The following is a 13,729-nucleotide window of genomic DNA, read 5'->3' as shown; positions in this document are numbered from 1 at the left end:
CCGGAAGCGAGAAACGCATGACCGACACCGTCGCAGGCATCGAGATTCCCGACACCGTCGTGGTCAACGAGGCAACGGAACTGGTGCGGGAGGCCGCGAACCCGTTGATCTACCACCACTCCCGGCGTGTGTTCCTGTTCGGCTCACTCCGAGCCCGACATCAGAAACTCGCGTTCGATCCCGAGCTGTTGTACGTCGGGGCCATGTTCCACGACCTCGGCCTCACGGCGAAGTACCGCCGCGCGGATCAGCGATTCGAGATCGACGGCGCCGACGAGGCCCGCACCTTCCTCCGCTCCCACGGAATCGGCGAAGACGACGCAGACACGGTGTGGACGAGCATCGCACTCCACACCACCCCCGAGATTCCACTGCATATGGCACCGGAGATCGCGCTGCTTACCCGCGGCGTCGAACTCGACGTACTCGGTATCGGCTACGACGCGATCACCGACGAGGAACGCGCCGCCGTCGTTGCCTCCCACCCGCGGCCGGACTTCAAGAACGAGATCCTCGCTGCCTTCACGGACGGACTCGAAGACCGCCCGGACACCACGTTCGGCAACGTGAAGGCCGATGTGCTGGCACACTTCGTTCCCGGCTTCGTCCGGGGTGACTTCGTCGATGTGATCCTGAATTCCGCTTGGTCGGAATGATGTCCGTACCGGTTCTTCAGTTGACACCGCCCGGCAGATGACGTCGCAACAATGCCGCTGCCGAAACCCAGTCCAAGTTCACCATCTCGGCCGCCCGTTCATCACCGACACACCCTCGAACTTTGGCTTCGAAATCTGCGACGGATGCAGGTCGGCGCGGATGCCCCACGGGCAGGTCGACCACGGCCTCGAGTTGTGATCCGTCGCGGAGTTCGACGACTACCGTGCAGTCTCCATCGAGCACCCCCTCGCCCACGGGCTCGGCGACCAGACTGACGCGGTCGAGAATGCTCCGCACTTCCGGCCGCTGCACAGCAGCGTCGGTGAAACTCCCGATATCGGGGAACCCGTCCAGCAGGGCTGCCGCAATGCCGTAGTTCAGCGAGAACTTACCTTCCAGACCCGAACTCGGAAAGTTGTGTATCAACGGCAAGACCGCGCTGTTCGGAGTGTGCACCCGTATGCGGGCGATGTCGTCGATCGATAACGACCCAAGCGACCGAACCGCCGCGATTGGACGCTGGAGCGCGTAGCAACATGGGTGAAGCTTCAGCCCGAGACCATCCGGAATGATGGGACCTTCGACGTGCGGGGACAGCCGCCCGCCGACGAGCCGGAACCATTCACCGACAGCACGAGGGTCGGCAGTCGCGCCGGCAGCGGCGAGTCCGGCCGCACGCACACCAGCCTGGGCAGCGAATCCGACCTGAATCGACTTGCCTGCGGTGCCGAAGGCCTGGCGGACGCCACCTGCGGCGGGGACGGCGTGCGCCATCGCAGTAGCGATACCCTCGGAATCGAGCCCGAACGACAGCCCCGCCGCGACAGCAGCCGAGATGGCACCGACCGTCGCGGTGGTGTGCCACCCCTGTGTGTAGTGGTTCCAACCGAGCGCGGTACCCAGACGTGCCATCACCCCCGCCGCAGCCAGGTACTCCCGCCCACCGCCGCCCGCCGCCAACGTGGCGGGAACGCACACCACACTGATGTGGGTCGTGGAGGGTATGTGCAGATCGTCGAAATCGAGCACGTGCCCGACCGCTGCCCAGCGCAGCGCAGCCGGCAGACCATCCGTCCACGCAGCTGCCGGATCATCCAGTGCGGCAAGGGTTACTGCAATGGTGTCGACCAGAGCACGTCGAGCGAGATCGAGATCCCCGGCGCCTGGCTCGATACCGACGGCCCACCCTGCGAGTTCGTGCGCGATGGCATCGGTTGATTCGTGCGGCGCAATCGTCATAGCCCACTCCTTCACCCCACCGGTGCGCCCAGTGCGCCCAGCTCCATAGTTCGTGGCACACCATACCGTTCGTCGGCACAGCGTTCAACGAGTCGCCACCACGTCTCCCTGATGCCGCCTGCACGTTCACTACTTACTCATTCCTACTGGCCTGTAGCGCAGAACACTTCGACCGTGGGCGAACGCGATGAGGCACCCTTGACAGAGTGTGATCCGAAGCACGATACTCATTTTCCGACACACTGTGCCGATATGCAGCACACCCGATATCGGCTTCACTGTCTACGCCCCTGTGACGGGCTCGCACCGATCGCAGATTTTCCCGATGCGATGGTCGAGTCACGGGTCCGGGGTCAGGCCCCTCCCACGAATGGAACGCCATCGGGCCACAGGCAGCCATTGCCCTCCACAATCACGAGCAACGCCTTCACAGAAAGACGCTTCGCAATGAAGATAGAAACATCCGATAAAGCGGCCATCTCGAACCCGAGGCGACAGCTGATCGCGGGCACTGTCGGACACTCGGTCGAGTTCTTCGATTTCCTCGCGTACTCCTACCTCGCGGTCTACTTCGCACCTTCCTTCTTCCCCTCTTCGGAGTCGGGACTGGTGCCGCTCCTGAGCGCATTCGGCGTCTTTGCCGTCGGGTTCCTCGCACGTCCGCTGGCAGGGCTTTTCATCGGACTGTTTGCAGATAGGTACGGCCGGCGGCGAGCCTTGAGCCTCACCATCAGCCTCATGGCCGGCGGCAGCCTGCTTGTCGCCATCTGCCCCACGTACAGCCAGATCGGTGTCGCCGCGCCCATAATCCTCACCGTTGCACGCATCCTGCAGGGATTGTCCGCTGGAGGCGAATACACGACGGCGGGTGCCTTCATCGTCGAATCCGCACCCGCCGGCCGACGTGGTTTCTACTCGAGCTTCATGTTCGTCGCCTCGGGTATAGGAAAGTTGACATGTCTCGCCTTCATCACGCTGTTCGTCGCACTCATCGGTGAAGATGCGATGCGGGACTACGGTTGGCGAATCCCCTTCGCGGTCGGCGCCCTGGCTGCGATCGTGGCCTGGTACATTCGCCGCGGGACGCAGGAAACGCTCGAGACCACCGCCTCCGACGAGGGCGCGGCACCGGTTAGCCGCAACCCGCTCAATGCCCTGCAGCGTTACCCCAGACAGTCCCTGATCGTGTTTGCTATCGCCACCGGAATGGGTGTTGGACAATATTTTTGGGCGACGTACCTGACTACGTACTTCCAGATCCAGAACGGCGCCTCTGCCACCACCGCAATGACGGTCGGCATCATCACGCTGATCCTCTACACACTCGCACAGCCGGTGGCCGGGTTGATCTCCGACAGATATGGACGTAAGCCGTGCATGTACGCATTCGGCGTCGGCACCGTCATCGTGACGCCTTTCCTGCTCTCGATAACAAGCTCGAACTTTTCGGTTCTGATATGCATTCAGCTCGTCGGGCTACTGCTGTTGAGCCTTTGCACATCGATCACGTCAGCTGTGATGGTCGAAAACTTCCCACCGCACGTACGAGTGAGCGGCCTAGGCTTTCCCTACTCGCTCTCGGTGGCAATCTTCGGCGGAACGGTCCCGCTTGTAGCCACTAGCCTAGCCAATGCCGGTTACTCCCAATATTTTCCGTGGTACATCGTGGCCACCGCGATTATTACGCTCCTGGGGGCCATAGCGGTACCGGAAACGTTCCGCAGCGACATTTCGGGCGAAGATTCCTGATCGACATTTCTCCCCCTGTTCACGGGATTCGCTCCTTCTCGGGCCGCCACTGGCGGCCCGAGAAGAACCCCTCAACTTCTGCCAATGGTGTTTCGGTAGGTGTAGTGCTCGGGCAGGTAGTAGCCGACCGCCAACTCGACTGCCCGACTGTCCGAATCGAGATACACGCGATCTGCGCGCAACAGCGGATGTCCGACGGGGCAGTCGAGGTGATGGGCGGTCTCCTCGGACGCCGGCGCCACGGTGATCGACTGCACGAGTTCGACAACGGGAGACGCCAGGTGGGGTTCCAGAAGACCGATGATCGTGTGCGCTCCGATCGCGCCCGGTTCCGTCCCCGCGCCGCCACACAGGTGCTGCGCGTGAAGATCCGGAAGATGGACGGTCGTCACCGCGAACACGATCCCCGCGTAACGGCGTACGTACGCGATCGTGGAGACGAAGTCATTGTCGAGGCGTAAACGGCTTGCAGCTTCGATATCGGCCCTACGTCGCAGAGGCGCAACGATTTCCGTGGTGGTACCCGCGGGGAGATTGGTCAGTTCTTCAATCGGTCCGAGCCGCCGGAGGCGCCTACTCCCCAGTTCGGAGACGAACGTGCCCCTCCCCGGAACGCGATACACCAGGCCATCCGCCACGAGATCGTAGAATGCTCGCCTCACCGTCTGCCGACTCAATCCATACTGTTCGGCAAGTTCGAGTTCGGTGGGAAGCTGGCGACCACCGTGGAAGTGGCCTGCAGCGATTTGCTCGCGCAGCGCGTGGGACATCCGCCGATGTGCCGGTGCTTGTTCGTTGTCACGGCCACCCATGAGCCCACACCGATCCGTTCCTGTCGCCCTTCGGCATCATCCATCGCCGCGACGTGCTGTCTTCGCAGGCCGATCCATCTGGATCGGCCGCGAACCATGGTAGTCGATTTCGGCACGACATTCCATCTATCGGCACACAACCTTGAGTCACTGCGTACCAGACAACCCGCTCCCCGCGTGAGCCCTAGCCGACATCGGAGAACACGGACCGGACCTGGCGTCACTTGAATACGGCTTCCACCTGCACTGACAGCGTTCTCGCTTCCCCTCGCCGGAGGGAGGGTTGACCAATACGGCTTCAGTGGGGCATCCTGATTCATATCGGAACACTGTGCCGAATAGAGGCACGGATGAAGGGTTGAAGCCTCATGACTGCTGTAGTTGACGACGTCGGTTCGTCAGGAGCCGGGTATCTCACCGACGAGCGCCTCGCGATCCAGGCGATGGCGCGAGAGTTCGCCGCCAAGGAAGTATTGCCCGTGGCGAACGAACTCGATCCGGTCAAGGGTGAGATTCCGATGGAACTGCGCCAGAAGATGGCCGAGCTGGGCTTTTTCGGTGTTCTGATTCCCGAGGAATACGGCGGGCTGGGCCTCGGGGTCTTCGAATACGCCCTGATCGTCGAGGAACTTGCCCGCGCGTGGATGAGCGTGTCGAGCCTGATCGCTCGCGGACAACAATTCACCGCAGGTTTCACCGAGGAACAGCGCCGCGAGTACCTGCCGCGGATGGCTACGGGCGATTTCCTCAGCGCCTTTGCCTTGTCCGAGCCCGATGCAGGATCCGATGTGGCAGCGCTGTCGACTCGGGCCCGCAGAGAAGCCGACGGGTGGCGGATCAGCGGCCAGAAGATGTGGTGCACGTTCGCCGACGGAGCCGACTACCTTCAGGTATTTGCCCGTACGTCACCCATTGACCGCGACCACCGATCGCGCGGTATCAGCTGTTTCATCATGCCGAAGCCTCGGGGTGAGCTGCCCCCGGGAGTGACGGGCACGCCGGTACGGAAGATCGGATATCACGGATGGAAGACGTGGGAGCTGTCCTTCGACAACGCCTACGCCGCTGGTGACTCCATGGTCGGCCCCGAAGGCGAGGGCTTCAAGGTCGCCATGGGCGATCTCGAGACCGCCCGGATTCATACCGCCGCCCGCGCCATCGGCGTGGCACGCGGAGCGCTCGAAGACTCCGTTGCCTATGCGCGGCAACGCGTCCAGTTCGGCCGACCGATCGGCGAGAACCAGGCGATCCGATTCAAGATCGCGCACATGGCCACCGAGGTGGAGGCGGCCCGATCGCTGATGTACCGGGTGTGCACCGAGGTCGACGCCGGCCGGCGCAACACCGTGGAGGCATCGATGGTCAAGTACCTCGCCACCGAGATGGCCGAACGAGTGACCAGTGAGGCCCTGCAGATTCACGGCGGTGCCGGATACACCACGGATTTCGCCGTCGAACGGTACTGGCGGGATGCCAAGCTCACCAAAATCTTCGAGGGCACGTCGGAAATCCAGCTGAAGATCATCTCGGATTCGATCCTCGGAAGGCAGACACGATGACATCGCCGGTCGCCGGGCCACTGAACGATGTCGTGGTGATCGACCTGACGACCATGCTCGCGGGGCCCTTCGCCACTATGGTCCTCGGAGATCTGGGCGCCGACGTGATCAAGATCGAACCCCCTCATGGTGACTTCATCCGAGAGCAGGGACCGTTCGCACCGGATGACGAACTACGCGCATTCGGCGGGTATTTCCAGAGCGTCAATCGCAACAAGCGCAGTGTCGTTCTCGACCTCACCACCGAGGAGGGGCGCGCCTCGCTGCTCGAACTGGTCGCGCACGCCGATGTCGTCGTGGAGAACTTCCGCCACGGGGTCATGGACCGGCTGGGGCTGTCCTACGAGCGACTCCAGGAGAAGAATCCCCACCTGGTATATGCGGCGATCCGCGGATTCGGTGACGAACGCACCGGCAGCAGCCCGATGCGGGACTGGCCGGCGTACGACATCACCGTCCAGGCCGTCAGCGGCTTGATGGAAATCACCGGCGAGCCCGACCGCCCCCCGATCAAGACCGGTCCCGGTCTCGGTGACACCGTGCCGGCGCTCTTCGCGGTGATCGGCCTGCTGTCGGCCGTGCACCGTGCACGCCGCGACGGAGTCGGCGGCTTCGTCGACGTGTCGATGTACGACGCCATGCTGGCCATGTGCGAACGCGCCGTCTACCAGCACTCCTACACCGGCGACGTACCGACCCGGCAGGGAAACAGCCATCCCCTGCTCTGCCCCTTCGATGTCGTGCCCGCCGCAGACGGGTGGGTCAGTATCGCCGCGCCGGGCAACAAACATTGGCAGCAACTCTGCGCGGTAATCGGGCGCCCCGAGTTGGCTACGGACGAACGCACAAGGGACAACGTCAGCCGACTGGTCAATCGTGACTTCACCATGTCTGCGGTGACCGCGTGGACAACCACCCGGACCAAGGACCAGATCGTGGAAACACTCGGCGGCAAGGTCCCGGTGGCACCGGTCAACACCGTCGAGGACATCTATGCGGATCCCCACGTGCGTGCCCGCAACATGTTGGTCGAGGTCGATCATCCCGGCGTGCCCCACCCGGTGACGATCGCCAACTCTCCGATCAAGTTCGCGGATGCGCCCTCGACGCATGTCCGGCGAGCACCGCTACTCGGTGAACATACCGATGAAGTGCTGGCCCAGTTCGACAACGCAACAGCTGCCTTCCAGCTCGAAGAAACAAGATAGGGAGATCATGTCCAGAACACAACGACCGCGGCGTTCCTGCCTCGCGGTTCCCGGTTCGAACCCGAAGATGATCGAGAAGGCGAAGGGTCTCGATTCCGACCAGGTCTTCCTGGATCTCGAGGACGCGTGTGCTCCACTCGCGAAACCTGGTGCGCGCAAGACCATCGTCTCGGCACTCAACGAAGGCGGGTGGGGATCGAAGATTCGCGTGGTGCGGGTCAACGATCTCACCACCCACTGGACCTATCGTGACGTGGTCGAGGTCGTCGAAGGTGCCGGTGAGAATCTTGACTGCATCATGCTTCCGAAGGTGCAGTCGGCCGCCCAGATCGCCTGGCTCGACTTCACTCTGACCCAGATCGAGAAGACCATGGGTTTCGAGGTAGGCCGAATCGGAATCGAGGCGCAGATCGAGGACGCCGCCGGATTGATCAACGTCGACGAGATCGCGGCCGCGTCGCCGCGTACCGAAACGATCATCTTCGGCCCCGGCGACTTCATGGCGAGCATCAACATGAAGTCGCTCGTGATCGGTGAGCAGCCGCCGGGTTATGGGGTCGGCGACGCGTTCCACTACCCGCTGATGCGGATCCTGATGGCCGCCCGAGCGAACGGGCTGCAGGCAATCGACGGACCCTATGTTCAGGTCCGTAACGTCGATGGCTTTCGCCGGGTTGCCGGACAGGCCGCCGCACTCGGCTACGACGGGAAATGGGTGCTGCATCCGGCCCAGATCGACGCCGCCAACGACACCTTCAGTCCCGCCCAGGCCGACTACGACCATGCCGAGAACATCCTCGCCGCGTACGAGTGGTTCACCTCCGACCAGGGCGGCCGCAAGGGCGCCGTGATGCTCGGCGACGAAATGATCGACGAGGCGTCCCGCAAGATGGCGTTGGTCATCGCAGGCCAGGGCCGCGCGGCCGGCATGGAACGACTCGATGTGTGGAAGCCGGAGATCGAGACCGTAGAGAGCGGTGTGTGAACAGTGACGACCACGGAGAAAGAGCAGAACATGCAGTTCGGACGGTACTTCGAGGATTTCGAAGTCGGAGCAATCTACAGGCATTGGCCAGGCAAGACCGTCACCGAATACGACGATCACCTGTTCTGCCTGCTGACGATGAACCACCACCCGTTGCACATCAACTCCCACTTCGCTCAGGAGACAACAGAATTCGGGCGCAACGTGGTCGTGGGCAACTACGTCTACTCGCTTCTGCTCGGCATGTCCGTACAGGATGTGTCCGGCAAAGCGATCGCCAACCTCGAAATCGAATCGTTGCGGCACGTCAAGCCGACGTTCCACGGCGACACGATCTATGGCGAAACCGAGGTCCTGGAAGTCACGCCCTCGAAGTCCAAGGACGACCGAGGCGTCGTGTACGTCGAGACCCGCGGCTACAAGCAGGACGGGCAGATCGTCTGCATCTTCCGACGCAAAGTTCTCGTACCCAAGCGAAGCTACGGCGACGCACGCGGCGGCGAACAGCCCGCTCGCCCGCTGCCGCACGTGTAGTCGACCCCGGCTGGGAGGGTTCCCGCCTACAACGCCCACAGCCGTTCTCACCGAAGCCGGATGGGATCTGCGGGTCGGCTGCGTGGTCCGCGGATCGACGAGTTCGTCCCTCCGATCTTCGATCCGGGCCGGGTGTTCCTCCGCTGGTGGGAGGACACCCGGCCCTTGACAGAGATCGCGCGAACGAACCAAGCTATCAACAGAAACACTGTGCCATATATCGGCACGATCTCGGTGCGGCCGGTTACCCGGGTGCACCACTCGGAATAGGAAGCACAATGCGAGAGCGTTACGAAACGTTCGTCGGCGGACATGACGAGCGCAGTAAGAGTGGGCAGTACTTTTCCACTCGTGATCCCGCCACAGGCGACGTCATCGCCGAAGTCGCGCTCGGCGGCGCGGAGGATATCGAGGCAGCAGTTGCCGTAGCGCAGGGCGCCTTCCGCTCGTGGCGTGACACCCCGGCCGCCACTCGCGGTCGCATCCTCCTCGAGGTCGCCCGCACACTGCGTGAACACGCAGACGAACTGGCCCGAATCGAAACACTGGATACCGGTCAGACGTTGTCGCAGTCGAACGTGGACATCGAGACTGCCGCACGATACTTCGAGTACTACGGCGGGGCGGCAGACAAGGTACACGGCGAGACGATTCCGCTGGGACCCGACTACCTCTCGTACACCCGCAACGAACCGTTCGGCGTGATCGGCGTGGTCACACCCTGGAATGCGCCGATCAACCAGGCCGCGCGGGCCATCGCACCCGCATTGGCGATGGGCAACGTGGTGGTCCTCAAACCCGCCGAGGACACGCCACTGTCGGCACTGGAGATGAGCCGTCTCGCCGTCGAAGCGGGACTGCCCGCGGGCGTTCTCAACGTCGTCCCCGGATTCGGTGCTGATGCGGGAGCTGCGCTGACCGGCCACGACAAGGTCCGCAAGATCGTCTTCACCGGCTCGGTGGAGACCGGCCGGGCGATCATGCGGGCGGCCGCCCAACGACTGATTCCGCTGACTCTCGAGTTGGGCGGGAAGTCCCCCAACATCGTCTTCGACGACGCCGATCTCGACGCGGCCGCGACAGGCGCCTGGACCGCGTTCACCACCAAGGCGGGGCAGGTATGTTCTGCCGGCAGCCGGTTGCTGGTGCATTCTTCGGTGCACGACGAGTTGGTCGATCGGCTCGTCCAGCACGCGAAGACCACGGTCATCGCGCCGGGCATCGAGGACCCGGATATCGGATCCCTGGCCACGCGAGGGCAGTTCGACAAGGTCCGCTCGTATCTTGAACTCGGGCCCAGCGAGGGTGCGCGTGTCGCGACCGGTGGACACGTCGCCGATACCGGGCGGCTGGGCCGTGGGTTGTTCATCGAGCCGACCATCTTCGTCGACGTCGACAACACGATGCGCGTGGCGCGCGAGGAGATCTTCGGCCCGGTGCTGACGGTGCTCCGATTCGATTCCGATGAGGAGGCGGTCGAGATCGCCAACGACAGCGACTACGGACTCGTCGCGGGGGTCTGGACCAGAGACCACGGCCGGGCTCATCGCGTGGCCGGCGCCATCGAGGCGGGGCAGGTCTTCATCAACCAGTATTTCGCCGGTGGTGTCGAAACCCCGTTCGGTGGCTACAAGTTGAGCGGTTTCGGCCGGGAGAAGGGCTTCGAGGCGCTCAAGCACTACTGCCAGCTCAAGACGATTACCGCACGGTTATGAGGTCCGCAGATCACGTCTCTCGATGACTAAGTACGCCGACGAGACAATCAACGGGATAGATCGCAGCACCCATAAGCGGCGCAGTAGCTGGGGCGTCGACGGGAGTGCGCAATGCACCAAACCCGAGGAGGCCCGAGTCGTCCACAATGCCGATCGGCATCGCTTCGAACTCCGGGTTCGAGGAGAGCCGGTCGGCATTCTGGGGTATTTCGATCTGCGACACCTCACTGAACCGCTCAGGATCCAAGGCAATATCGGGCCCAGCCCGAGGACGTCGTGACGTCCTACTCGCACACGAGAGTCGTGGAAAGATCCGAAAACCGTGCATTCGCTGCCCTATTCGTGCGACAGGCGCTCGACCTCGCCCGCGACAACCGATGAAAGGTGCGACCGGTCTGCCCGTATGTTCGAAGTTCCTCGACGATCGCCCGGAATACGGCGATCTCATTGTTCGCCTGGACAGTAGGCGGGCGCGTCACACACCGCGACAACGCCCCGGTACAGAGCACAGCTCAGCACGGGGGGCGTTCTCCATCGCTGAGGCATTGTGGAAGAAATTTCCCAAGTAGTTGTTGCGGGTCATGACGTTGTAGACGCCCGGCGGAGCATAGGCTGAGCGAAGGGACGGGCCTTCCGACGGCAGGATGAGAAGTACCACCAACGCATCCGCCGACAGGAAGAACCCGTCCGTGCTCCACCGTAACGCGCCGCTGTCCGTCGAAGGCCGCCGCCGACTCGTCGAACGTTGCCAGACCCGTCCCATCGCCCACGTCGCCGCCGAGATGGGCATCTCCCGCGCCTGCGCCAGCAAATGGGTAACCCGCTTCCGCGAGTTCGGGGAACTGGGACTGCTGGATCGCCCGAGCGTGCCCCACCACCAACCGACCGCCACCCCCACCTCGGTGGTGGCACGGATCGAGAAGCTGCGCCGCGACAAGAAATGGTCGGCCCGCCGCATCGCCCACGAACTGAGCAGTGATGGCACCGCGATATCCGTGCGCACCGTCAGCCGACACCTGGCCCTCCTCGGACTGAACCGGCGCAAGTTCCTCGACCCCACCGGTGAGAGCAACCGTGAACCAAGGCGAATCGTCGCCCGCTGGCCGGGGCACATGGTGCACGTGGACGTGAAGAACGTCGGGCGGATACCGGAAGGCGGTGGCTGGCGTGCCCACGGCAAGGGCTCTGACCAGGCGAAGGCCGTCGAACCCGCCAAGGCTGCCGGAGCCCGCGCCGGATACGTATACCTGCACTCCGCCGTCGACGGGTTCTCCCGCCTTGCCTACACCGAGGCTTTGACCGATGAGAAAGCCTCCACAGCAATCGGATTCATGCATCGAGCCCGGGTGTTCTTCGCTGCACACGGCATCGGCCACATCAATCGGATCGTCACCGACAACGGCTCATGCTACCGCGCGAAAGACTTCGCCAAGGTCCTGCACGGCGCGCGCCACCAGCGGATCAACCCATACACCCCACGGCACAATGGCAAGGTCGAGCGCTACAACCGGATCCTGTCCGAGGAGTTCCTCTACGCCCGAACCTGGACCAGCGAGCAGCAGCGCTCACAAGCTCTCGAAGTGTGGAACGTGCACTACAACTACCATCGACCTCACACTGCCGCCGGAAACCGGCCACCCGCGAGCAAGCTCCACGCCGGTGTCACCAACGTTATGGCCTCATACAAGTAGTAGCGATCCGCTGGCATGTAGAAGCCACGGACCGCGACCGGGAACCCCGTAGCCCTGTCAATCCTCCCGATCGCGACTGACTTACCTCGTACCTACACGATCGCAGTGAACACCGCGCGATCGTCACGGCCGTCCCGTCCGGAATCGCGGGGCACACCCCGCGAGCCCACCGTGATTTCCGCAGGTATGGCGCGATCGGGTGTTGTCCTGGGTTGCCCACTCCGATCCACTCCGCATGCCGCCCGCTTGTCGCCACCAAATCGGACGGACGGATGCCGGCATCTTCCGAATGACGAACCTACCCGCAGGCGAACCACGCTTCGCCCGGCTGTTGAAGGGGTCGTGCCGAGACGGGCAGTCAGCGGTGTTGCCAGACAGGGGGACGTTTGGCGAGGAAGGCGGTAATCCCCTCCTGCGCATCGTAAGTGGTGGCATTCACAGCCATCGTCTCTTGCATCTGCCGGTACGCTTCGTCCTCGGACAATTCGATTTGCCGGTAGAAGGCTTCTTTCCCGGTAGCCAGGGTCAGTGCGCTCGCCCCCGCGACCGTTTCGGCCAACGATCGCGTTACCTCGGTCAGGGTTTGGGGTTCGGCGACGAGGTTGATCAGACCCCAGGTCTCTGCCGTGACCGCATCGATCATCTCACCGGTAAGGAGCATCTGTAGGACCCGCTTTCTGCCGATCGCACGGGAGAGTGCGACCATCGGTGTCGAGCAGAACAAGCCGATCTTGACCCCCGGAGTGCCGAATCGAGCCGTCGAGGACGCCACCGCCAGGTCACAGGCAGCGACGAGTTGACAACCCGCGGCGAGTGCCACACCCTGCACCGAGGCTATGACCGGTTGAGGAACGCGATGTATCGCCTGCATCATCTCGATGCAAGCAGCGAAGACCGCGCGTCCGTCATCGAGAGAGCACCCAACGAGTTCATTGAGATCGTGGCCGGCGGAAAATGCCGCCCCGCTCGCCTGGAGCACGATCACTCGGATCGAGTTATCGCCTCCCAACGCACCGAGAGCGTCCCGAATCCCTCGCATCACGTTCACCGACAGGGGATTACGACGATCAGGATCCGTCAGAGTGATCCAACCAATGGGTCCGTCGGCGCTGATGCCGATTGAAGCCGAGCCAATTCTCGAGTCGGTCATCGTCTCCCTTTCTAAACCAGCAGCAGGACAATGCAGCCGCTGGGCGCTGATGGCACTCGGCCTAGCTGTTGCGGATACGCTCGGCGGACGCGAGGGACTTCAGGCCGTACACGACAGCACCTCCGGCTCTGAGACTGGCTGCGATATAGGTCGCCTCCGCCAACTCTTCATCGCTTGCACCGCAGGCGACGGCATCATTGGTGTGCACCTTGATGCATCCTTCGCACTGCGTGGTCAGTGCGACCGCCACGGCCATGAGTTCTCGGTATTTTCGGGGGATCTCACCGGGTCCGGTGAAGACCGAGGCATTGAAGGCGGCCAGCGCCTGCCCCATAGAGCTGGCTCGGTCACCGAGCGGCGCCGTGCGATGGTTGTGCGTCATCACAGTCATCAAGTTTCCTTCAGATAATGGCTCGAAGAGCGTTTCGAG

13 protein-coding genes are annotated in these 13,729 nt (G+C 63.1%); 8 read left to right on the top strand and 5 right to left on the bottom strand.

Going from position 1 to position 13,729, the window contains the following annotated elements:
• The first annotated feature begins 17 nt into the window (after positions 1 to 17).
• Positions 18 to 656: an HD domain-containing protein gene (locus JVH1_RS35955; RefSeq protein ID WP_009472861.1), complete on the top strand. Its 639-nt coding sequence runs from the start codon at positions 18 to 20 to the stop codon at positions 654 to 656.
• A gap of 16 nt (positions 657 to 672) precedes the next feature.
• Here JVH1_RS35955 and JVH1_RS35950 read toward each other — a convergent pair whose 3' ends face one another.
• Positions 673 to 1,896, bottom strand: a complete 1,224-nt coding sequence (locus JVH1_RS35950; RefSeq protein WP_009472862.1) for an MmgE/PrpD family protein — start codon at positions 1,894 to 1,896, stop codon at positions 673 to 675.
• A gap of 447 nt (positions 1,897 to 2,343) precedes the next feature.
• Here JVH1_RS35950 and JVH1_RS35945 point away from each other — a divergent pair, with 447 nt between their 5' ends.
• A complete protein-coding gene (locus JVH1_RS35945) occupies positions 2,344 to 3,645 on the top strand; it encodes an MFS transporter (RefSeq protein ID WP_043777544.1) in 1,302 nt (433 codons plus the stop codon).
• Between the two features lie 71 nt (positions 3,646 to 3,716).
• Here JVH1_RS35945 and JVH1_RS35940 read toward each other — a convergent pair whose 3' ends face one another.
• The gene (locus JVH1_RS35940; RefSeq protein WP_009472864.1) at positions 3,717 to 4,457 is read right to left on the bottom strand and encodes a GntR family transcriptional regulator; all 741 of its coding nucleotides are present in this window, start codon (positions 4,455 to 4,457) and stop codon (positions 3,717 to 3,719) included.
• Between the two features lie 368 nt (positions 4,458 to 4,825).
• Here JVH1_RS35940 and JVH1_RS35935 point away from each other — a divergent pair, with 368 nt between their 5' ends.
• The 5 genes from JVH1_RS35935 to JVH1_RS35915 all read left to right on the top strand — a co-directional run bounded on the left by JVH1_RS35935 (position 4,826) and on the right by JVH1_RS35915 (position 10,458).
• Positions 4,826 to 6,016: an acyl-CoA dehydrogenase family protein gene (locus tag JVH1_RS35935; RefSeq protein WP_009472865.1), complete on the top strand. Its 1,191-nt coding sequence runs from the start codon at positions 4,826 to 4,828 to the stop codon at positions 6,014 to 6,016.
• Positions 6,013 to 7,224 carry a CaiB/BaiF CoA-transferase family protein gene (locus JVH1_RS35930; protein WP_009472866.1) on the top strand — a complete coding sequence of 404 codons (1,212 nt, stop codon included), beginning with the start codon at positions 6,013 to 6,015 and terminating at the stop codon, positions 7,222 to 7,224. Before JVH1_RS35935 ends, JVH1_RS35930 begins: the two co-directional genes overlap by 4 nt.
• Positions 7,225 to 7,231: 7 nt before the next feature.
• Positions 7,232 to 8,209 (top strand): CoA ester lyase, encoded by a 978-nt coding sequence (locus tag JVH1_RS35925; protein ID WP_009472867.1) that lies wholly within the window; start codon positions 7,232 to 7,234, stop codon positions 8,207 to 8,209.
• Between the two features lie 30 nt (positions 8,210 to 8,239).
• Entirely contained in the window at positions 8,240 to 8,743 is a 504-nt protein-coding gene (locus JVH1_RS35920; protein WP_029538478.1) for a MaoC family dehydratase, read from the top strand.
• 278 nt (positions 8,744 to 9,021) lie between these two features.
• On the top strand, positions 9,022 to 10,458 hold the full coding sequence (locus JVH1_RS35915; protein ID WP_009472870.1) for an aldehyde dehydrogenase family protein: 1,437 nt from the start codon (positions 9,022 to 9,024) through the stop codon (positions 10,456 to 10,458).
• Between the two features lie 10 nt (positions 10,459 to 10,468).
• Here the strand turns inward: JVH1_RS35915 and JVH1_RS35910 are convergent, their stop codons facing one another.
• Positions 10,469 to 10,681 (bottom strand): hypothetical protein, encoded by a 213-nt coding sequence (locus JVH1_RS35910; RefSeq protein ID WP_157173910.1) that lies wholly within the window; start codon positions 10,679 to 10,681, stop codon positions 10,469 to 10,471.
• Between the two features lie 466 nt (positions 10,682 to 11,147).
• On the opposite strand from JVH1_RS35910, the gene JVH1_RS35905 reads away from it, so the two are divergent.
• The gene (locus tag JVH1_RS35905) at positions 11,148 to 12,149 is read left to right on the top strand and encodes an IS481 family transposase (RefSeq protein WP_371113104.1); all 1,002 of its coding nucleotides are present in this window, start codon (positions 11,148 to 11,150) and stop codon (positions 12,147 to 12,149) included.
• A gap of 358 nt (positions 12,150 to 12,507) precedes the next feature.
• Here JVH1_RS35905 and JVH1_RS35900 read toward each other — a convergent pair whose 3' ends face one another.
• A complete protein-coding gene (locus JVH1_RS35900) occupies positions 12,508 to 13,299 on the bottom strand; it encodes an enoyl-CoA hydratase (RefSeq protein WP_009472873.1) in 792 nt (263 codons plus the stop codon).
• Positions 13,300 to 13,360: 61 nt separating this feature from the next.
• The gene (locus JVH1_RS35895; protein ID WP_009472874.1) at positions 13,361 to 13,690 is read right to left on the bottom strand and encodes a carboxymuconolactone decarboxylase family protein; all 330 of its coding nucleotides are present in this window, start codon (positions 13,688 to 13,690) and stop codon (positions 13,361 to 13,363) included.
• Between the last annotated feature and the right edge of the window lie 39 nt (positions 13,691 to 13,729).

It is taken from the genome of Rhodococcus sp. JVH1 (assembly GCF_000280725.2).
Taxonomy (GTDB): Bacteria; Actinomycetota; Actinomycetes; order Mycobacteriales; family Mycobacteriaceae; genus Rhodococcus_F; species Rhodococcus_F jostii_A.
This window is presented reverse-complemented; position numbering and strand designations above follow the sequence as displayed.